The 20861-nt window shown below is 59.9% G+C and carries 19 protein-coding genes and 1 pseudogene; 13 read left to right on the forward strand and 7 right to left on the reverse strand.

Annotation, left to right across the window (positions count from 1 at the left end; all coding sequences use genetic code 11):
* The first annotated feature begins 26 nt into the window (after window positions 1–26).
* The 4 genes from R6X40_RS29340 (at window position 27) to R6X40_RS29355 (ending at window position 5297) form a co-directional block, all read left to right on the forward strand.
* Window positions 27–1652 carry a di-heme oxidoredictase family protein gene (locus tag R6X40_RS29340; protein WP_318418491.1) on the forward strand — a complete coding sequence of 542 codons (1626 nt, stop codon included), beginning with the start codon at window positions 27–29 and terminating at the stop codon, window positions 1650–1652.
* Window positions 1652–2779: an imelysin family protein gene (locus tag R6X40_RS29345; protein WP_318418493.1), complete on the forward strand. Its 1128-nt coding sequence runs from the start codon at window positions 1652–1654 to the stop codon at window positions 2777–2779. Before R6X40_RS29340 ends, R6X40_RS29345 begins: the two co-directional genes overlap by 1 nt.
* A gap of 219 nt (window positions 2780–2998) precedes the next feature.
* Complete coding sequence (locus R6X40_RS29350; RefSeq protein WP_318418495.1) at window positions 2999–3988, forward strand: magnesium transporter CorA family protein; 990 nt, start codon at window positions 2999–3001, stop codon at window positions 3986–3988.
* A 208-nt stretch (window positions 3989–4196) separates the two neighbouring features.
* Entirely contained in the window at window positions 4197–5297 is a 1101-nt protein-coding gene (locus R6X40_RS29355; RefSeq protein WP_318418497.1) for a DUF1513 domain-containing protein, read from the forward strand.
* A 9-nt stretch (window positions 5298–5306) separates the two neighbouring features.
* Here the strand turns inward: R6X40_RS29355 and R6X40_RS29360 are convergent, their stop codons facing one another.
* Window positions 5307–5861: a GNAT family N-acetyltransferase gene (locus R6X40_RS29360; RefSeq protein WP_318418499.1), complete on the reverse strand. Its 555-nt coding sequence runs from the start codon at window positions 5859–5861 to the stop codon at window positions 5307–5309.
* An 82-nt stretch (window positions 5862–5943) separates the two neighbouring features.
* Here R6X40_RS29360 and R6X40_RS29365 point away from each other — a divergent pair, with 82 nt between their 5' ends.
* From R6X40_RS29365 to R6X40_RS29385, 5 genes are all read left to right on the forward strand, one after another.
* Complete coding sequence (locus R6X40_RS29365) at window positions 5944–6396, forward strand: TspO/MBR family protein (protein WP_318418611.1); 453 nt, start codon at window positions 5944–5946, stop codon at window positions 6394–6396.
* 22 nt (window positions 6397–6418) lie between these two features.
* Window positions 6419–6907: a PaaI family thioesterase gene (locus R6X40_RS29370; RefSeq protein WP_318418501.1), complete on the forward strand. Its 489-nt coding sequence runs from the start codon at window positions 6419–6421 to the stop codon at window positions 6905–6907.
* On the forward strand, window positions 6904–7542 hold the full coding sequence (locus R6X40_RS29375) for a 5'-methylthioadenosine/S-adenosylhomocysteine nucleosidase (RefSeq protein WP_318418503.1): 639 nt from the start codon (window positions 6904–6906) through the stop codon (window positions 7540–7542). The genes R6X40_RS29370 and R6X40_RS29375 overlap by 4 nt, the downstream gene beginning before the upstream one ends.
* Before the next feature lie 108 nt (window positions 7543–7650).
* Window positions 7651–9213 (forward strand): glutamine-hydrolyzing GMP synthase, encoded by a 1563-nt coding sequence (gene guaA, locus R6X40_RS29380; RefSeq protein WP_318418505.1) that lies wholly within the window; start codon window positions 7651–7653, stop codon window positions 9211–9213.
* Window positions 9214–9531: 318 nt separating this feature from the next.
* Window positions 9532–10788 (forward strand): tyrosine-type recombinase/integrase, encoded by a 1257-nt coding sequence (locus R6X40_RS29385; protein WP_318418507.1) that lies wholly within the window; start codon window positions 9532–9534, stop codon window positions 10786–10788.
* On the opposite strand, the gene R6X40_RS29390 is transcribed toward R6X40_RS29385, so the two are convergent.
* The 5 genes from R6X40_RS29390 to R6X40_RS29410 form a co-directional block, all read right to left on the reverse strand.
* Window positions 10778–11047, reverse strand: coding sequence for a helix-turn-helix transcriptional regulator (locus R6X40_RS29390; protein ID WP_318418508.1), 270 nt, complete (start codon window positions 11045–11047; stop codon window positions 10778–10780). The genes R6X40_RS29385 and R6X40_RS29390 overlap by 11 nt on opposite strands.
* A 277-nt stretch (window positions 11048–11324) precedes the next feature.
* A complete protein-coding gene (locus tag R6X40_RS29395; protein WP_318418509.1) occupies window positions 11325–13613 on the reverse strand; it encodes an excinuclease ABC subunit UvrA in 2289 nt (762 codons plus the stop codon).
* Between the two features lie 230 nt (window positions 13614–13843).
* A complete protein-coding gene (locus R6X40_RS29400) occupies window positions 13844–14560 on the reverse strand; it encodes a hypothetical protein (protein ID WP_318418510.1) in 717 nt (238 codons plus the stop codon).
* A gap of 11 nt (window positions 14561–14571) precedes the next feature.
* Entirely contained in the window at window positions 14572–15297 is a 726-nt protein-coding gene (locus R6X40_RS29405) for an ABC transporter permease (RefSeq protein WP_318418511.1), read from the reverse strand.
* The gene (locus R6X40_RS29410; protein WP_318418513.1) at window positions 15294–16268 is read right to left on the reverse strand and encodes an ABC transporter ATP-binding protein; all 975 of its coding nucleotides are present in this window, start codon (window positions 16266–16268) and stop codon (window positions 15294–15296) included. Before R6X40_RS29410 ends, R6X40_RS29405 begins: the two co-directional genes overlap by 4 nt.
* Window positions 16269–16318: 50 nt before the next feature.
* On the opposite strand from R6X40_RS29410, the gene R6X40_RS29415 reads away from it, so the two are divergent.
* Window positions 16319–17014 carry a TetR/AcrR family transcriptional regulator gene (locus tag R6X40_RS29415; RefSeq protein WP_318418515.1) on the forward strand — a complete coding sequence of 232 codons (696 nt, stop codon included), beginning with the start codon at window positions 16319–16321 and terminating at the stop codon, window positions 17012–17014.
* 18 nt (window positions 17015–17032) lie between these two features.
* Here the strand turns inward: R6X40_RS29415 and R6X40_RS29420 are convergent.
* Window positions 17033–17197: pseudogene (locus R6X40_RS29420) on the reverse strand (HipA domain-containing protein); the annotation flags it as partial.
* 127 nt (window positions 17198–17324) lie between these two features.
* On the opposite strand from R6X40_RS29420, the gene R6X40_RS29425 reads away from it, so the two are divergent.
* The 3 genes from R6X40_RS29425 to R6X40_RS29435 all read left to right on the forward strand — a co-directional run bounded on the left by R6X40_RS29425 (window position 17325) and on the right by R6X40_RS29435 (window position 20722).
* Complete coding sequence (locus tag R6X40_RS29425; RefSeq protein WP_318418517.1) at window positions 17325–18098, forward strand: TetR/AcrR family transcriptional regulator; 774 nt, start codon at window positions 17325–17327, stop codon at window positions 18096–18098.
* Window positions 18095–19297 (forward strand): NAD(P)/FAD-dependent oxidoreductase, encoded by a 1203-nt coding sequence (locus R6X40_RS29430; RefSeq protein ID WP_318418518.1) that lies wholly within the window; start codon window positions 18095–18097, stop codon window positions 19295–19297. Before R6X40_RS29425 ends, R6X40_RS29430 begins: the two co-directional genes overlap by 4 nt.
* Window positions 19298–19711: 414 nt before the next feature.
* Window positions 19712–20722 carry a LysR family transcriptional regulator gene (locus tag R6X40_RS29435; RefSeq protein WP_318418519.1) on the forward strand — a complete coding sequence of 337 codons (1011 nt, stop codon included), beginning with the start codon at window positions 19712–19714 and terminating at the stop codon, window positions 20720–20722.
* Window positions 20723–20861: the final 139 nt, after the last annotated feature.

The following is a 20861-nucleotide window of genomic DNA, read 5'->3' on the forward strand; positions in this document are numbered from 1 at the left end:
TCCGGCGAGCGGCCCGGTTTTTGAGAATGCATGCTTGGGCCACCCGACGCCTTGTTCTGCCGTCTGCCGTAGCGCTTCTGTTCGCGGCGGGCGGTTTTCCTGTTTTTGGCGGTGATCCCGCCTCGATAGAGGTAGCCTCGCCAGAGGCCACTGCGTTCGGAGCAGGGCCGCTCGCTGCAACGGAAAGCACCCGGATCGACAGGCTGCCGCTTGAGCCGCGAACCGATCTGTCGGCCGCTGATCAGGTCCGCGTCCGCACTGTTACCCGCGCCGTCAGTGATTTTACCAAAGCCGAGAAATTCGAGGCCATGTCCGGTGGTGCTGGCACCTCGATTGCATCCGTCAATCAGGACAGCTTTTCGCAGTTCTCGTCCAACATCACCTTTGCCGAGGAAGGCACCTTCAAACTCGGCAACGCGATGTTTCGCAAGCTGTGGGTCTCGTCTCCGTCTTCGACGCAGGCATCGGATGGGCTTGGCCCGCTCTACAATGCCCGCGCCTGCCAGACCTGTCATCTGAAGGACGGCCGTGGCCATCCCCCGGAAGGGGCGGATGATGCAACCTCGATGTTCTTGCGCCTCTCGCGTGCGCCAAAGACCGATGCCGAGCGGGCGGCAATCGCCGCGCATGACGTCTTGAATTTCCCCGATCCGGTTTATGGACAGCAGTTGCAGGACAGTGCTGTGCCCGGCCTTCCCGCCGAGGGCCATATGCGGATCAGCTATACCGAACTCCCGGTGACACTCGCGGATGGCGAAACGGTGTCCCTGCGCAAGCCGCAATATTCCATCGACGCGCCCGGCTACGGCCCGCTCGACGAAACGACGACGTTGTCGCCGCGGGTGACACAGGCCATGTCCGGCCTCGGCCTGATCGAGGCCATCCATCCGGCCGATATCCTGGCAAACGCCGATCCGGACGATGCGGATGGCGATGGTATCAGCGGCAAGGCGGCACTCGTGCGTGATCCGGCGTCCGGCATTCTGACGCTTGGCCGGTTCGGCTGGAAGGCCCAGACGGCCACCGTACGCCAGCAGGCAGCCGAAGCGCTGGCCGGCGACATCGGCATCTCGTCGCCGGCCGCAAAACGTAGCCACGGCGACTGTACGGCCGCGCAAACCGCATGCCTCGCCATGGCCGACGGTGTTCAGCCGCGCCTTGGCGATACCGAAGCGCCGGATCCTGTGCTGGGCCTCATCACGTTCTATTCGGAAAACCTCGCGGTCCCGGCCCGGCGCAAGGCAAGCTTTGCCGAAACGCTCGATGGCAAGAAGGTGTTTTACGACACCGGCTGCATTTCCTGCCACACGCCGAAATTCGTCACCCGCCGCGATGCCGCGAACAAGGCGCATGCGTTCCAGCTGATCTGGCCCTATTCTGATTTTCTGCTGCATGACATGGGCGAAGGTCTTGCCGATGGCCAGCCGGTGGGTGTTGCGTCGGGCAGCGAATGGCGCACGCCGCCGCTCTGGGGCATCGGTTTGACCAAGACGGTCAGTGGCCACACATTCTTCCTGCACGATGGGCGTGCCCGCAACCTGACGGAAGCCATCCTCTGGCATGGCGGCGAGGCGGCAAAAGCCCGCGACCGGTTTGCCGCGCTGGAAAAAGCCGATAGACAAGCCCTGATCACATTTCTGGAGTCCCTCTGATGCGCTACCGGCATATCCTGCTTCTCGGTTTGAGCCTTGCCTTCCTGCCGGTATCTGCGCTGGCAGAAGACGAAGAGGCCGTAGCACCACGCGCCGGGTTGAATCAGGATGCCGTGCCGGGTGTCATGCAGAAGGCCGTCGATGACTTTATCCGCCCCGGCTACCGCGATCTGCTGGAGGGAACCGAAACCTTGGCCGAGGCAGCGCATATGCTCTGCGAAAAGCCATCCGATGAAACGCTCGGCGACGTGCAGATGAGCTTCGATGAGGTCATCCAGCAATGGTCGGCGATCGAAATCGTTCGGGTGGGACCGGTCATCGAAGGCAATCGTTTCGAGCGTTTCCTGTTCTTCCCGGATCGCAAGAGCACAGGCCTGAAGCAGGTCCAGCGCATTCTGGCGACGAGTGATGAAACGGCGACCTCGGTGGAAAGCCTGAAAGGCAAGAGCGTTGCGGCGCAGGGCCTCGGTGCGCTGGAATATGTGCTTTACGGCACCGGGGCGGAAGTTCTGCCAACCGAGAAGAACGGTTTTCGCTGCCGCTATGGCGCTGCCATCGCCGACAATCTGAAAGCGGTAGCCGGCGAGCTTCACGCGGAGTGGGAAAAGCCGGATGGTATCCAGTCCGCCTGGAAAAATCCGGGCCCGAACAATCCCATCTACCGCGATGGCAAGGAAGCGGCGACCGAATTGCTCGGTATTTTGGTCCATGGTGTCGAGAGCATAAGAGACCAGCGGTTGCGGCCGTTCTATGCCGGCATCGTCAAGGGTGAGCCCGACAAGGGGCATCCGAAAATGGCGATCTACTGGCGTTCCGGCAATACGATGCCGGCGCTGTCGGCGAATTTTACGGCGCTGCAGACCCTGTTCAATTCGGCAGACATGAAAGCGCTCCTGCCGGATGGGCATGCGGATGTGGTCAGCGCCGTGAACTATCTGCTCCAGGCCATCGTCGACGATCTCGACGAGATCGATTTGCCGGTCGATCAGGCGATCGCCAGTGACGAGCAGCGCGGCAGGCTCAACCGCATTTTGCAGAACACCAACGATGTGCTGCAGCGGCTCAATCTCGATTTTGGTGCCGCGATCGGGCTCGGCGCAGGCTTCTCTTTTGCCGACGGCGACTGAGCCGAAGAGATCATATTTCGACAGCCAGCAAGCGGTTGACAACAAACGCACATTGGCGCAATGGATCGGCCGTGTTCCTCATTGCGGACACGGCCAAACAAGGATCAACGGATCATGAACCCCGACAGTCGAAGTAGAGCTTCGATTTTTTCGACCGTCAGGCCCTGATCACAAGGGGTGTCCGCTGGCGGTCGAGGACTTGCCAGATTGGAACCCGACATGCTGCGCATTTATTCCTGCCAGAACAATCACCTTGCCGTTATCGACGCCATCCCGGAACTGCCTGAAACCACCCCGATCGTGTGGTTCGACCTGTTCAACCCCGCTCAGGACGAAACCCGCATCGTCGAGCAGCATCTCGGCATCGAAATCCCGACCCGCGATGAAATGCAGGAGATCGAACTCTCCGACCGCCTCTACCAGGAGGACGGCGCCGAATTCATGACGATGACGGCCGCGACCGAACTCGATGGCGACAATCCGATCAAGGTGCCCGTGACCTTCATCCTGAAGGGCGCGACATTGGTGACGGTTCGCCATGCTGATCCGAAGCCGTTTCATCTCTATGCCGCGCGCATGCAGCGCCTGAACGGCGTGTCCTGCGAAAGCGGCGAACTGGTGATGGTCGGGCTTTTGGAAGCCATGATTGACCGGACGGCCGATGCGCTGGAACGGACAGGCAACGAGATCGATGGCATCTCACGGGACGTGTTTCGCAAGACCAATTCCAGCGTTACGAAAAAGACGCGCGATCTGCAGTCGTTGATCGAGCAGATCGGCTTGAAGGGCGATTTTCTCAGCGTTATCCGCGAAAGCCTCGTCAGCGTCGGCCGTCTCGTCGCCTATCATTCGGCGCTGGACGGGATCGGCACGCGCAAGACGGTCAAGGAAAGCCGCCAGCGGATCAAGCTGATCCAGCGCGACGCGGCCTCGCTTGGCGACCACGCGCTGTTTCTGTCGAACAAGATCAACTTCCTGCTCGACGCGACGCTGGGCCTGATCAATCTCGAGCAGAACCAGATCATCAAGATATTCTCGGTCGCATCCGTCGTCTTCCTGCCGCCCACTCTGGTCGCCTCGATCTACGGGATGAACTTCGATGCCATGCCGGAGCTTAAATTCCAGTTCGGCTATCCGGTTGCGCTGTTCATGATGGTGCTATCGGCCTTCCTGCCGTTCCTGTATTTCAAGCGGCGGGGCTGGCTTTAGGCCGGGAATTTTATGATGATCGGGATCGGTCGGTCCACAGCCCGTCATCCTCGCCCTTGTGGCGGGGATCCAGCGCGCTCACGTCTGTGAGCGAAAGACCCTTTCACGCGACGGACGTCGCGTGGCTGGATTCCTGTGACAAGCACAGGAATGACGGAAATGGGAGAGGCCAAGCCGGGCAACGGCAATTTATGCTGACGGAAATCTCATGGCATATCAAAACATCTCCACCGGCCTGACAGACCGCCGCACCTTCCTGACGATGGCCGGTGCCGCTTGGGCGGCGACGCTTGCCCCTCAAGCCGCCTTCGCCCTGTCGCGCACCGACGCGATCTATGCGTCAGCTTTCATGGCGCCCGACGGGTCCTATGGCGTGGCGACGCTGACGGAGGAGGGGGCAATCATCGAGCGGGTGCCGTTGCCGGCCCGCGCGCATGGCATGACCTGGTCGCCGGTCAGCAACCGCGCCGTCGCCTTTGCCCGCCGTCCCGGCACCTATGCGATGATTTTCGCGCCGGATGACAACATGGAGCCCATCGTCATCACCTCGGTCGAAGGCCGGCACTTCTATGGCCATGGCTGTTTTTCGGCTGATGGACGCCTGCTTTATGCCACCGAGAACGATTTTGCGGGAAATCGCGGCATGATCGGCGTCTATGACGGCACCAACAGCTTTGCCCGCATCGGCGAGTTTCCGTCCTATGGCATCGGTCCGCACGACATGACCCTGTCGGCAGATGGCCACATGCTTGTCGTCGCCAATGGCGGTATCGAGACCCATCCGGATTTTGGCCGCACCAAGCTCAATCTCGACCACATGCAGCCGTCGCTGGCGCTGATCGACACGGCGACTGGAGCAATGATCGAGCGTCACGCCATGCCTGATAACCTGCGCCGGCTTTCGACCCGCCATGTCGATATCGATGCAGACGGAAAAGTCTGGTTTGCCTGCCAGTATGAGGGTGCGCGAAACGACCTGCCGCCACTTGCCGGGTCGTTTGCGCGCGGCGAGGACATTCGTTTTCTCGACCTGCCGGAAGAGACGACGCTTGCGTTGGCTAATTATGTTGGCGCCATAGCGGTGAACCGCAAGGACGGGCTGGTGGGGCTAACGTCACCCAAGGGCGGTACGCAGGTCGTGGTGGATGCAAGGACCGGCCGTGTCACACGGCAGGATAGCCTTGCCGATGCAGCCGGAATAGCGCCTGCCGCGAAGGGCTTCGTCGCATCGTCCTATTCTGGCGAATTCGGCAAGACGCAGAGCAAGGTGGCCTGGGATCAGCATATCGTCCGGGTCACGAAAGCCTGAAATCCAGTTTCAGGATTGATCGCCGGCCCTCTGAGTCAAGGCCGTGATATCCTCCCACAGGTAGGCGGTTTGCTCGTAGCTCCGGTCACCAAGGCCGATGTCGCCTGTCTCCACCGCTTTTGCTCCCATCCGCTTATAGAACTCCCGATTGGGGTTGCTGGAGAGAACCCACGCAAACAATGCCGTGGCGCCTTGTCCGGCACACTGCGATGCCGCAGCCTGGACGAGCGCCCGGCCGATCCCCATACCCTGATAGTCCGCCCGGATGTAAAGCGCATAGATCTCGTACACATCGGCCGCCACGCGGCCGCGGCCTAGCCCGAAATTGGCAAAGCCGATAACGTCACCGGCGAAAGGTTCGATAGCGACCAGATAGGATACGCCGCCAGCAGCCATGCGCCGTGCATGGCGGACAGCCTGATCCTCGCGCGACATGCCATCGAGATAGGCGTCGGAGAGCAGGCCACGAAAGGTCGATCGCCATGTATCGACCAGCACGCCGGCGATCATGAACAGATCGTCGCCCGCGCCTGCCCGGATCTCGAAAGAGGTGTGGTCGTCCATTGCATCGATATAGGCATTGCAGGGGCCGAATTTAAACCATGCGATGGCTGGCGATTGCGGAGAAATGCCCTATGTCGTCAGCATGAACCGCATTCTCGTCCATATCCTCTTCATCGCCGCCGTTCTCGGCTGCGGCCTCCTCATCGGCATCAACAACATTCCCGGCGAATGGTATCAATCACTGGCGAAACCCTTCTTCAATCCGCCCAACTGGATCTTCGCCCCGGCCTGGACAATCCTCTACATCATCATCGGCTTTGTCGGCGCCCGGACTTTCCTCAATCATCGCCTCACCGCTGCGATGCGGTTCTGGGTGGCGCAGATGATCTTCAATTTCGCATGGTCGCCGCTGTTCTTCGGGCTGCACGAGATCGCGCTGGCGCTGATCGTCATCATTGCCCTGCTGATCTCGATCGCCGGCTTCATGGCTGTGAGCCGGAAGCAGGATGGTCTGTCGGCGCTGCTATTTGTGCCCTATCTCGCCTGGGTGGCATTCGCCACCGCGCTCAACACGTCGATTTTCCTCATGAATTGAGGCTTGTCCTTGTTTTTCCGCCATGCGACTGTCTGCGCAACCGGGGACCAGAAACTTAGGCAACAGAGAGCACACGGTGGAATTTCGCGAGCGCATCCGCAACAGCTTCGGCAGACAGGCCGCCATGGCGACCATCGGCGCAGAATTGACGCGGGTGGAGCAGGGCTCCGTCGAGATCGAGCTTCCATTTGATGAGAAGCTGACACAGCAGCACGGTTTTCTGCATGCAGGCATCATTTCGGCAGCTCTCGACGCTGCCGGAACCTATGCCGCCTATTCGGTGATCGATCCCGACGCCTCGATCCTCACCATCGAATTCAAGGTCAACCTGATGTCGCCGGGCCGCGGCGAACGCTTCCTGTTTCGCGGCGAGGTGACGAAGCCCGGCACGACGATCATCGTTTCCGATGGCCGCGGCTATGCAATTTCGCAGGATGGCCCGGCCAAGCTGATCGCCTCGATGACCGGCACGATGATGGTGATCCGCGGACGCGAGGGTATCGAAGGATGACATTCGAACTGAAGCACGTGGCAGGCAAGGCGCTGCTCTACGTCATGGCCGTCGATGCCGAATATGGCGTGCATCTGCGTGAACGCATCTCGCCGCTGATGACCGGCGTCGGCCCCGTCGAAGCGGCCGTGACGCTGACGCGGACGCTGGCCGAATTGGCAGGCCGCGGTAGCTTGCCTGATCTCGTTATCTCGCTCGGCTCGGCTGGTTCTGCCCGGCTGGAGCAGGCCGAAGTCTATCAGGCGACCTCGGTTGGCTATCGCGATATGGACGCCTCACCCCTCGGCTTCGAAAAAGGCGCGACCCCGTTTCTCGATCTGCCTGTCACGGTCGATCTGCCATTGCGTATTGCCGGTGTGAAGACCGCAAGCCTTTCGACCGGCGCCAATATCGTTTCCGGCGCGGCCTATCAGACGATTGCCGCCGACATGGTGGAGATGGAAACCTTCGCTGTGTTGCGCGCCTGCCAGTCCTTCGCGGTTCCGCTGATCGCCCTCCGTGGCATCTCCGATGGCAAGGCCGAACTCAAGCATGTCAGCGACTGGACGGAATATCTGCACGTGATCGACGAGAAGCTGGCTGGTGCCGTCGATGCGCTGGAAAGCGCCCTTAAAACCGGCGAAATCGCCCTCTGACGCCGCAAAATTGTCCGGGTGCAATGTAATCGTTGCGCTTGGGGCCGCCTTTATTTAAAGGCTCGCCATAGTTCCCCATCAAATGATCCAAGCAAGCGGAAGCGCGTCATGACAGCGACAGTCCATCCCGATACCGTTCTCATCGTCGATTTCGGCAGCCAGGTCACCCAGCTGATCGCCCGCCGTGTGCGCGAAACCGGCGTCTACTGCGAGATCGTCCCCTTCCAGTCGGCCGAAGAAGGCTTCAAACGCCTGAACCCGAAGGCAATCATTCTCTCCGGCAGCCCGGCTTCAACGCTGGACATCGGTTCGCCGCGTGCGCCCAGCGTGGTGTTCGACAGTGGTCTTCCTGTTCTCGGTATCTGCTACGGCCAGCAGACTATGTGCGAACAGCTCGGCGGCAAGGTCGAGGCCGGTCATCACCGCGAATTCGGCCGCGCCTTCATCGAAATCGACAAGGAATGCGCACTTTTTGACGGCATCTGGACCGTCGGCTCCCGCCATCAGGTCTGGATGAGCCATGGCGACCGCGTCACCGCGATCCCTGCCGGTTTCGAGGTTGTCGCTACCTCGCCGAACGCGCCGTTTGCGTTCATCGCCAACGAAGCGAAGAAATTCTACGCCGTGCAGTTCCACCCGGAAGTCGTGCACACGCCCGATGGCGCCAAGCTGCTCGCCAATTTCGTCCACAAGATCGCTGGCCTCAAGGGTGACTGGTCGATGGCCGCCTATCGCGACAAGGCAGTTGCCGAGATCCGGGCTCAGGTCGGCGACAAGCGCGTCATCTGCGGTCTTTCCGGCGGCGTCGATAGCTCGGTTGCTGCTCTTTTGATCCATGAAGCCGTCGGCGACCAGCTGACCTGCATCCTCGTCGACCACGGCCTGATGCGCAAGAACGAGGCGGCCGACGTCGTTGCCATGTTCCAGGAACACTACAATCTGCATCTGGTGCATGTCGATGCGTCTGACATGTTCATCAATGCGCTGGAAGGCGAGAGCGATCCGGAAACCAAGCGCAAGACCATCGGCCGCCTGTTCATCGACGTGTTCGAAGCCGAAGCCAAGAAGCTCGGCGGCGCCGATTTCCTCGCCCAGGGCACGCTTTATCCGGATGTCATCGAAAGCGTTTCCTTCACCGGCGGCCCGTCAGTCACCATCAAGTCGCACCACAATGTCGGCGGCCTGCCGGACCGCATGAACATGCAGCTGGTCGAGCCTCTGCGCGAACTGTTCAAGGACGAAGTTCGCATTCTCGGCAAGGAACTTGGCCTGCCCGATAGCTTCATCGGCCGCCACCCGTTCCCGGGTCCGGGCCTTGCCATCCGCTGCCCGGGCGGCATCACCCGCGAAAAGCTCGAGATTCTGCGCGAAGCCGATGCCGTCTATCTCGACGAAATCCGCAAGGCCGGCCTTTACGACGCGATCTGGCAGGCTTTTGCCGTGCTTCTGCCGGTCCAGACCGTCGGCGTCATGGGCGATGGCCGCACCTACGAATTCGTCTGCGCACTTCGTGCAGTCACCTCCGTCGATGGCATGACGGCAGACTTCTACCATTACGACATGGACTTCCTCGGCCGCGCCGCCACCCGCATCATCAACGAAGTCCGCGGCATCAACCGCGTCGTCTATGACGTAACCAGCAAGCCGCCCGGCACGATCGAGTGGGAATGATTTTTACCCCTCCAGGAGTATCCGACAATACGCCGCGGTACGACATAAACCATTGATAAATAAGAGAAAACCATTCGGCACCTATCGTCATCTATCGAGGGTCAAAGCCTCGATTTGACGGTATAGTGGACGGTATGGGAAATCTTGTTCGATCTGCAAAATAGCTATACCGTCAGGGCCAAGAGAGGTGCTGACGGTATTTTTTTGAGACATAACAAGCTGATCTCAAAGAGAAATCTGGCTTCCTGCAACGTCGTTTTTGGCCTGACGGTATAATTGGTGCCTCTCTCCGATGTTTTGGCAATTTTGGAGGCTCCCATGCTTACGGACACGGCGATTAAGGCGCTGAAACCACAGGAGAAATTATACAAGATCAGTGACCGTGACGGTATGTACGTGGTCGTGCAGCCGTCGGGTGCGATCGTGTTCCGATACGACTACCGTCTGAACGGTCGGCGCGAGACGCTGACGCTCGGTCGGTACGGACCTGAGGGCCTCTCGCTTGCACGGGCCCGGGAGAAGCTGATCGACGCGAAGCGGGCCATCACGGAGGGTCGGTCTCCCGCCCAGGAGAAGCAGTACGACAAGCGGCGGCTCAAGGAGGCAAAGCGCTTCGGCGAGTTTGGCGAGAAGTGGTTCGAAGGGTCGCGCATGGCTGACAGCACGAAGGCCATGCGGCGCTCAATCTACGAGCGCGATATCCTGCCGACGTTTCGGAATAGGCTGTTGACGGAGATCACGCCGAGCGATCTTCGCATGATGTGCGTGAAGGTGAAGGAGCGCGGCGCTCCTGCTACGGCTGTCCACGTGCGAGATATCGTGAAGCTGATTTTCGCGTTCGCCATCCTCCACGGTGAGAAGGTCCCCAACCCGGCGGATGAGGTGGGCCCCGCGTCGATCGCGACCTTCGTTCCCAAGGATCGTTCGCTCTCTCCGGCGGAGATCCGCGTCATGCTCGGTCAGCTAGAGCATGTGCCGACGCTGCCGACGATCCGGCTGGGAATGAAGCTGTTCCTCCTGACGATGGTCAGGAAGAGCGAGCTGCAGGATGCAACATGGGGTGAAGTCGATTTCGAGAACGCCGTCTGGTCCATTCCCAAAGAGCGAATGAAGCGGTCGAAAGCCCACAACGTTTATTTGTCGCAGCAAGCAATCGACATATTCATCGCCCTGAAAACCTGCGCGGGAAATTCGCGATATGTTCTGCCGTCTCGCTACGATGCGGACGCGCCGATGTCGCGGGCCACGTTCAATCGCATCACGACTGCGGTCGTCGTTCGGGCGAACAAGGAGGGCTTGCCGCTGGAGCCGTTTACGGTTCACGATCTACGGCGAACCGGATCGACGCTGCTAAACGAGCTGGGATTCAATAGCGATTGGATCGAAAAGTGCTTGGCGCATGAAGATGGACGGTCGTCGCGTGGAATCTATAACAAAGCAGAATACGAACATCAGCGACGCCACATGATGCAGGAGTGGTCCAACCTGGTGGACGCCTGGAGCGCAGGAAAAAAATACATACCAACGCTACTCCCGCCTACGATGGAGGTGTTGGAGTTGGAGCCTAGTGTTTGACGGGTCTGGTGCGGCGAAGTTTTACGTCTGGGCTTGGCGCCCGCTTCACCGCTTTCGCCCGCGACGCGGTTCGGCGGGCGTCAAGCCAGGCTTCTACTTCTGCAAGATCCCAAACGACGCAGCGCGAGGTGAGGTAGAAGCGCTGCGGAAACTCCCCGCGCTGCTCCATGTCGTAAATCGTACTGTCTGCCAGAGGCACGATCTCTCTGAGCTGTTGACGACGAATTGTTCGTCGGCTTACTTGGGGTGCTTGGCCCATCTCGCGTCTCCTCTTCGATCCTCCGCTCGGAGATAGAAGACGATAGATCGCGTGGTTTGGAAGACCTCAACTCCGACCGTGCGGCGATATCGGGCCATAGCGTACAAATCGGACAAACGTCTTCCGACGATATCGGTGCTGTATGGGTGCAAAGCTCAGGGCGACGAATTCGCGCATGCGTTCGCGATAGCGGGAGAAGGCCTGGTCGCGGTCCTGCCGCAGAGCGATGTTCTGATTTGGAGTTATGAGATTTCCGGAGCTTCAGGACAATCTTCCGTCAAATCAGGTACTGCCCGGTCAGCGAGGTACGCGAAACGATCATACCCTCAGGCCTGCCCTCGAAGATGACCCGTCCGCCGTCTCGTCCGGCTCCGGGCCCCATCTCTACGATCCAATCCGCCTGGGAAATCACATCGAGGTTGTGTTCGACCACAAGTAGGGTGGCGCCGTTATCGACAAGGCGGTTCAATAAACCAATCAACCGCGCGACGTCCGACATATGCAGACCCGCGGTGGGCTCATCGAGGATAAAGATTCGCCCGGCGTTCTGGAGTTCTGTAGCGAGCTTGATCCTTTGCCGTTCACCGCCAGATAAACTGCTCAACGGTTGGCCGAGCGTCATGTAATCGAGGCCTACTTCCGCCACCCGATCCAAAGCTGGGCTGATGTCTGGACTATCGAAGAACTGACTGGCGTCCGCCACGCTCATGCGCAACACGTCGTCGATATTCTTGCCTCTTAACTCATACGCCAACACTTCATCGGTGAAGCGACGTCCATGGCAGACCTCGCAAGTGCTGACGATGGTATCCATGAACGCCATATCAATTTGGGTTATGCCAAGGCCTTTGCATCCAGGGCAGGCGCCAATGGAGTTGGCGCTGAACAGAGAAGCACTCACGGCATTGGCTTGCGCGAATAGCCGACGGATCGGATCGAGCACCTCCGTATAGGTCGCTGTGTTCGACCTGCTGGAACCGCCCAAGGCGGCTTGGTCGATGCAGATTGCGTCGGGGTAGCGCCGCGCGAACGCGCCATTGATCAGCGAACTCTTGCCCGAACCCGCCACGCCCACGATCGCCGTCAACACGCCTTGCGGTATATCGACGCTGAGGTTCCTCAGATTGTGCAACGTGACGTCGCGTAGCGGCATCACGCCGGTCGGCTCACGGACTAGGACTTTTGGGCGTGGTCGCGCCTTCATGAAACGGCCGGTCAAAGTGTCAGACCGTTCAAGATCGTCGACCTTGCCCTGGAAAACGACGCGGCCGCCCTTATCCCCGGCTCCGGGGCCCATGTCGATTACGTGGTCGGCCACGGCGATGACCTGCGGATCGTGCTCGACGACAAGCACCGTGTTGCCTTTGTCGCGAAGCTCGCGCAACAACGCGATCAATTGATTCACGTCGCGCGGATGCAATCCGACGCTCGGCTCGTCGAATATATAGGTCAGGTCGGTAAGGCTGCTGCCGAGATGCCGCAGCATCTTGACGCGCTGCGACTCTCCGCCCGACAGCGTCGACGTCTGCCGGTCCATGCTTAGGTATCCGAGGCCGATGCCGATGAGATGTTCAAGCCGCCCGGCAATGGCGGCAACTATCGGCGCCGCCACCGACCCACTGATGGCCGAAACGACTGAGACCAGGTCGATCGTCGGCATGGCTGCGAGATCGGCGATGTTGTTTCCATTGATCTTGGAACGCAACACGTCCGGCTTCAGCCGCGCGCCATGGCACGCCGGACAAGGTCCGCTTGTCACCACACGGTCCAATGCTTCGGCATAAGTGGAGCGCTCGCCTGACTTCCCCAGAAAACTGCGGTGAAAGCGTGGTATGAGACCCTCATACATCGAGCTAGCCCACCATCCCTTTCTGGGGTGAGGAGGCTTCCTTGGCTCGGCGTTCAGCAGCAGGTCCCATTCCTCGTGACTGTATGCGTCCAGCTTCTTGTCGTTATCGAAGTATCCTGACAAGACGTATCGCTTCCAGCGCGCACTGCCCACGGCCAAGGGAGGAAAGCGAATGGCGCCCTCGTTGAGCGACTTCGATTTGTCGAGAAGCGCGTCGATTTCTACTGTATTCGTCGCGCCAATACCCTCGCAGCGCGTGCACATCCCCTCCGGATGATTGAATGAGAAGACGCTCGATTCCCCTACAAAGGGTTTCCCCACTCGAGAGAACAACAGGCGCAACAAGGCTTGGATGTCAGTGGCAGTTCCAACAGTCGACCGCGCATTTCCGCCTAGGCGCTTTTGATCGACGACGATCGCCACGGCGAGGTTTTCGATGGAGTCGACATCAGGCTGGCCGTAGTGCGGCAGGCGATGGCGGACGAATGAACTGAAGGTTTCATTGAGCTGCCGTTGAGATTCCGCGGCGATGGTGTCAAAAACCAGCGACGACTTCCCGGAGCCCGACACACCTGTGAACACGGTGATTAGCTTCTTCGGAATCTCGATACTGATGTTTTTGAGATTGTGCTCGCGGCTGCCGACGACACGGATCACCCCGTGCTCTCGAGATGCATTTGTTCGCGGAGCGGTTTTTCGGGGTGCGGATGCTGTCATTTCGGCTCCTTGATTCATTCGACGTGCAAAGGATGTTGCAGACCGAAAAACGCATCAGGCCCTACGGAGGCGGTCGCGCCCGCGTTGCGCCATGCCAGGTGATCTCCTGGCCTTTGCTGCGGTCGCTCGTGTCGCGCGGTAAGGCGGACGACTTCCAAGTGCATTCCACCGATCGGGCGCGAGTGTCTGTTCGATCGCAGCTCTCACACCGATTCTTCTTCGAAACTGAATTAACGAGCTTGGAGATACTGACGGCGCCAGTAGGCACGCCCAGCCCATGCCAACAGCGCGAGGAAGAAAACAAGGCCTCCTGCTGACCAGAGGTAGCCTGCGGTCTCCCGACCCTCGGTGAATGCTACGATGCCCTTCACCGCCCAGGTCGCGGGCGTCAGCAACAACGGATAGCCGTACCAAGCGTCCTGCGGAATGAACAGGCTGACCGCTGCCACCTGGATATAGAGGTTCAAGGTTTTGAACAGACCGAGCGCCTGCACCTTGTCGCGCGAAATCGCTGGCACCAGGAGCGTCACCCACGGCACCGCCACTGCCAGCGTCAGGACCGGCAGAACCCATTGCTGGAATGGAAGCCCGATCATCCGGCTCGCGTAGATCAGGGCAAAGGCATAGATGAGCACGAAGCCTGTCGCGAGCAGGGTCCGTGCGCCCACCACGCCGATCGCCGATACAGGCGAAACCAGCAACGCCTGGTTCACTCCGCTGTCGATTTCATCGACGATCAGCATGCCAAACAGATAGCCCATGCCGGGCATGTAGCCGAGCAGCAGGACGATGAGGATATTCGCCCACCAATCCGGGAAATACCCCATGTGTCGAACCCCGGCGGCGACGATCACCAGCACCACCATCATGCCGACGATGTTGAGCATGACCCTGTCGCGGGTGATGCCGACGAGGTCGCGGCGGACCAGACTCGCCAATGCGGGCATGAATCTTCTCCTCAGTCTTCGGTTCGGCCGAGATCCGCGCCGTAAACAGTCAGCGACCAGCGAAACAGGATCGCGCTCAGCACCGTCAAATAGGTGAAAGCGTAGATGACGTCGGGCATCGTCACTGTTGACGGATCGGCTGCCCAAAGCAGTGCGCGCAGCATGGCATGGCCTGGGTTGACCGCGAACAGCAGCCATTGCCAGAGTCCGGTCACGACACCGAAGTGTGCGAAAAGCGGCAAGAAGAGCAGGATCGTCACCGGAAAGGCTCGCGCGATCAGGTGGTTCATGGAGTTGGCCCGAGCCACGAGGATCAACCCGCCGACGACTCCGAGCGTACCTGTGAAGGTCAGTGCCACCACAAATCGCAGTAGCCGCACCGGGTCGACCGGCCAATAGGCAACGAGGACGAGGGCGAGGCCACCTAAGATGGTGAGAAGCGTCAGTGTGATGACCTTGGACACTACATAGTCGCCCGGCGCCGCAGGCGATACCGATAGCGCCGCCAGCGTATTCTGGCCCCGTTCCATCAGCACGATCGAGCCGACGAAACTGCTACCGACGATAGCCGGGTCGAGGAACAGGATTGCGGTGATCACGGCATCGGGCGTGCCAGTCGGCAAGAGCGCGATGAAAACACCGAATGCGGCCGTTGTCAGCACCGTGAAGACATAGACATTTTCGCGGGCCTGCAGACGGAGATCCCAGGCGATGAGGCGGCGAAGCGTAACGCTCATCGGGCTGTCTCCGGCTCGGCCTGATCGAGGCTGTGGCCCGTCACGTCGTTGAACACCTTGTCGAGCGTCGCCTCCTGACTGTGGATGCGCCGGACGGCTCCGGCCCTCAGCAAATCGAGGAAGCGTGCGTTGTCGCCGAGCCCGTCGAGCGGAAACTCCGCCTGGCTCTCCTCGACCGCCCCGTGGGTGACGCGCACCGTCCGGCGGCCATGCAGCGTCTTCAGCGCCTCCGGTGTATCGAGCGCCGCGAAGCGCCCGTCCACCATGAAGGAAACGCGATCGCACAGCTGATCCACATCGCTCATGTTGTGGGTCGTCAGGACGATTGTTTTGCCGGCCTTGCGCAGGTCAGAAACGATCGATTTCACGATGCCGGCATTGACCGGATCGAGTCCGGCGGTCGGCTCATCGAGGAAAACCAAGTCGGGATCGTGCTGGATGGCGCGCACGAAGTTAAGACGCATGCGCATGCCCTTGGAAAAGGTCTCGACCCTCTTGTCGGCAAACTTGTCGAGTCCCACCATCGACATGAGTTCGATCGGGTCGCGGCTCGCACGCCGGTAGAGCGAGGCGAAGAACTTCAGGTTCTCGACGGCGGTGAATTTCAGGTAGTGGTTGGGCAGTTCGAACCCGACGCCAATGGCCTCGAAGAAGTCCTGGCCCCACTCATTGAGAGGCTTGCCCAGCACAGATACGGAGCCCCCAAAGCTCCGCTGCTGCCGAGTCAGAATTTTCTGCGTCGTGCTCTTGCCGGCACCTGACGGCCCCAGTAGGCCGAAAATCTCGCCCGTTCCGACAGAAAAGCTGATGCCGTCAACGGCCGCATTTGTCTGTCCAGCATAGGTGTAACGTAGGCTATCGACGACGATTGCCGGATTGGTGAGGGCGCTTTGCATTCGGTGACCTTGGCGTTGTTTCCACGGGCTAGTGCGCAGTTGAGGCGCCTTGCAGTTCGCACTGATGGATGCCATAATACAAACCGATGGTCGGTCTTGCAAGTGGAAAGGCTTGGAGGGAAGCAATGGCGGTGACGCGACGCAAGAATCTCAAGCCGGAGGATCGCCGGGAGCAATTGCTCGATTGTGCTCAGTCGCTTTTCTTTGCCCGTGGTTACGACGCGACAACGATCAATGACATCATGACGTTGGCTGGGGTGTCGAAAGGCGGTTTCTACCACCACTTCGCTTCAAAGGATCAGGTGCTGGAGGCGTTGAGCCGCCGCATGGCGGGGCAGGCCGTCGAACGAATAGGTGACGTACTCGACCATCCCGGGCTATCGCCGCTCGATCGGCTGAACCTGGCTTTCGAACGTATGCGCCAGTTCAAGGCAGGAGACGGGCCCAAGATCGTCAAGGCGTTTGAAGCCGCGTTTACTACCGAAAACCTCATTCTCTACGACCGGCTGAACAGGGCAACGAGCGCCGTTGTCGCGCCCCTGCTCACCACCATCATCGAAAAAGGCATGGATGAAGGCGCCTTCAACGTTCCCGATGCCGCGATCGCGGCGGACATCATTCTAAGGCTTGGCGCCCTGAGCCGCGAAGCCGTCGCCGTCGCCATCACGGCGCGCGGAACCGCGGACGCCCAATCCGCCAATGAGCAGTTGGAGCGGACGATGAGGATGCAGGCGATCGTTGTCGACCGCATCCTTGGCCTGCCCGATGACAGCGTCAGACTGGTTGCGCCCGGCTTTGTCGACGCGCTGCTGAAGGCCTGAAGGATGCAGCCAAGGTTAGCTGCCGCGCTCGCCGTCCTTGGCGCCTATCATTGCCATTGCAGACAGGAAGGGAACGCGGATCGCACCGGAACGATCGAAGCGACGAGACAGCATCACCGCCTTGCCCGCGACCTCAATCAGCTCATGGTGCGGCGTGGTGATACCGGCCTGGTCGGCTAACCTCGATCGCCGCTTAGCGGACTACGATGGTGGACGTCGACGTCGTTTAGACCGTCGGTCTAAGAAAATCATTGCTAACATTCGACCACTGGTCTAATAATATTGCAAATAGCCGTGCGGAGGAGCCATTGTGGTAAAACGTGATCCGCTACCTGCAACGCGACAGCAATCGGTCCCAGGGAAACGAGGGAGGGTTGCATCGCTCCTTACCCCGCGCGAGCGTTTCGACGCATTGCCTCCGGATCGCCAAGCCGGATTGCTCGATCCTGCGGAAGACGAGTTCTCCGCGCACGGCTACGAACAGGCCTCTCTCAACCGCATCCTTGAGCGTGCGGGTCTCAGCAAGGGGCAGGCGTACTACTATGTGAAGGATAAGGCTGCACTTTATCTGTTGGTGGTCGAACGTGCTTTTGCACGCCTTGCCGCTACCATTGGCCCCCTCCCAGCGACCGCGAAAGACCCTGACGCCTATTGGAAGGCGATCCAGCTTCTTTTCAGGCGTGTTCCTGTCGTGCTGTCCCAGGACACAAAACTGGCGGACCTCGCCCGCGCCATCTATCCGACCTCCGCCGCCGCGAACGCCGCGCTGGAGCCGCTCCTGGCGCGCCTGCTTGATCAGCTTAAAGACCATGTTCGCTCCGGGCAGTCGTTCAGAGCTGTCCGCGATGACGTTCCCGCGGATTTTCTCGCGGCGGGAATTTTCGGCTTCATCGCACGCCTCGACCGCTGGTTCGCGATGAGCGGGCACTCCCTTGATACCGATGAGGCTAGCCGGCTGAACGACGCCGCGGTGGCCATGTGTCGCGCGATGGTGTCGCCTCCCACAGAACCCTCGGAAAGCGAGAACGGCCGGCGCGCGCCGTCGCCTGGATCGCGCCATTTCGGCAGAGGACTGACTTCATGAGAGCCATCCCGGTTCAGGAGAAAACAGTCTCCGAAAGACTTGAACCCTATCTTGCCAATGTCCGGCTGCGCATCCTCATAGTCGGCGCGGGCATTGCCGGGACGACCCTGGCCGCCTTGTTGCGGCAGCGTGGCGAGCGGCCGGTTGTCATCGAACGAGGGACGGCCAATGCGCAAGCCGGCTACATGCTGGGCCTCATGCCGCTTGGCGGACGGGTTTTAAACGGTCTCGGACTCGCCGAGGACTATCTCAACCTCAGTTGTCAAATCAGTCACTATGAGCTTTTTGCAAATCACGGCAGGACCAAGAGAAACTATTCGCTCGACCCTCTCATGGATGAGTTCGGCTTGCTTCGCGGCATCGAGCGTGGCGAATTGCTGTCGCTTCTGCGACGGGCCGCGGGCAAGGACGCGATAAGCTTCGAAACGTATATCACGCACCTCCAGAACGATCCTGATGAGATCATCGTCACGTTCCATGATGGTTCAAGACAGACGTTCGATCTCGTGGTCGGGGCCGATGGGATGCATTCGGATGTCCGTCGCCGCATCCTGAACGAGAATGAATATGCCTATTGGAGAACCGGATGGGCCGGCTGGGTCGAATGGGCCGCGCTCGGCGACGGGCACCGGGATAGCTACAGCGAGCTGTGGTTGGCCGGGCGGGGTGTCGGCGTTTATCCGGTCAAACAACGGATGGGGATCTTCCTTGCCGGCAGGCTGCCGGATCTGGAGCGCACGACGGCACAAGCATTCTCAAACCAAATAGCGACGCGGCTTCCCTCTGGGCCAATCCGCGAAGCGCTTGGCAGGGTCGATCGATCAATGCCTTCTTTTCTTTGGAAAATGGAGGACTGCCGCGCGCAAACCTGGTCGCGAGGTCGCGTCGTACTTTTGGGCGACGCCGCCGCGGCATTCCTCCCGACAGCCGGGGTTGGCGCGTCCATGGCGATGGATTCCGCCGCCGCTCTAGCCGACGAATTGTCGCGTGCCGACGCGACCCACATGACCTATGCGCTTCGGCTCTATGAGCGCCGGCAACGAAGGCGGGTGGAACTTGCCCAGACCAATTCCCGCTGGCTCGCGAAAGTGATGTTCGTGGACAATCCCGTCCTTGCCTGGCTTCGCGACCGAGTGATCCGGTTTTACACGATCAAAATGATGATCAAGGACATTTCTCGAGTCATGGAGGGCAAGTAATTTGCTCAGCCAAGGCGTTTCAAGGCGCACCCATCTTATCAAGCGAGAGTCAGACGCCTCCCCGGTGACGCGATTGCTCGGTCCGGGGACGCTCGGAAAGGAATAGAAGTGAGAAACGGTGCGACTTATCTGAAGTGCGGGTACGCCAGCCCCTGCTTTGTAGACCGAGGACTAACCTGGATTTGCGGTGCCCAGTTGGGCCAGCGCGATCAGGGGGCAGCATGAACGACCTGCCGCCCCTCAGCATCCAGCGCGATGTAATGCTTGCGATCCGGAGACGCTCTCGCGCGCGTTGCCTGAATTGCGGAGTGGACTTCGCGACCGAGCCTCCGTCACCTCTCCACGCGGATACGAAGGCTTTTCAGAAGGCCGAAGCAGTTGAGCCACAGAGCGGTTGTGATCCGGCCGGTCGTGATGCCTGATCTGACGCTCGACCTTCGATATCTCCGGTATGCGTTAATGGCGGCGGAGCATCATAGTTTCCGTCGCGCTGCGGCTGTATTGGAGGTCCCTCAATCGACTGTCAGCCGCAGAATACAATTGCTGGAACACCGTCTTGGTTTCTTGATCTTCGAGCGCGGTCCTCGCGGCGCCACACTTACGGCAGCGGGAGAGACCTTTCTCCATCATGCGGCCACTGGCGTGAACCATTTCGATCGAGCTGTTCAGATTGCCATCTCGACCCATCGTGGCGAAAGCGGTGATTTACACATCGGCATTTTGGGATCCCTCACGTCGGGCTTCCTTCATCAAATCCTGCGTCAGTACCGTGCGAAACATGCCGACGTAAGAGTCAGCCTTCATGAGGGAACGACCCAGGAGAATTTTCACCGCCTTGCAACGGGGAGCTTGGACGTGATCTTCGTCACCGGTGATCCCGTTCTTCCAGGCTATCGTTCCGCCAAGTTGGGGAGCGAGTGCGTTTTCGTGGCTTTGCCGAGTAGTCATCCCCTCGCAGTAAGAAATGAGGTGACGTGGGAGGAAATTCGCGATGAAAACTTCATCGTCAGCACGGGCGGTCCTGGCCCCGAAATCCGAGACTATCTGATCAAACGCCTAGCGGCGTTCGGTTTTAGTCCGAAGATAGACCCGCAAGAAGTCGGCCGTGAAAGCGTCATGAATCTCGTGGCGATTGGGTACGGTTTGACGCTTGCAAGCACCTCAGCTCTGGGAGCGGAGATCGTTGGTGTCGTCTTTCGGCCGATAGCAGGCAATGACGATATCCTGACGTGCAGTGCAGTTTGGTCGTCCAGCAATATCAATACGGCGTTGAAGTGTCTTCTGGCGGTGGCGAAGGCCGTCGCACGGGAATTCAAGCCTTCGAGAGACAAGAGCGCAGCAGCAATCCCAGTCATCCATCTTCTCATTCCGATCGGATGTTTCGCCAGAGCGCCGATGGATCTGTTTGCACAGATCATGGGCTGAGTTCCCGTTTGGAAGCCAGCCTATCGCTCGCGCTTCGCTCTGGAGAACCCGCGATCGCTGGCGATGAATTTCTTGACCGTCGAACGATCAAGCGGGCAGGCGCCACGGGCGAAGACCCTGTATCGAGCGCGAGCGCCTC

Origin of the sequence: Rhizobium sp. PL01 (assembly GCF_033447125.1) — a bacterium.
GTDB lineage: Bacteria > Pseudomonadota > Alphaproteobacteria > Rhizobiales > Rhizobiaceae > Pararhizobium.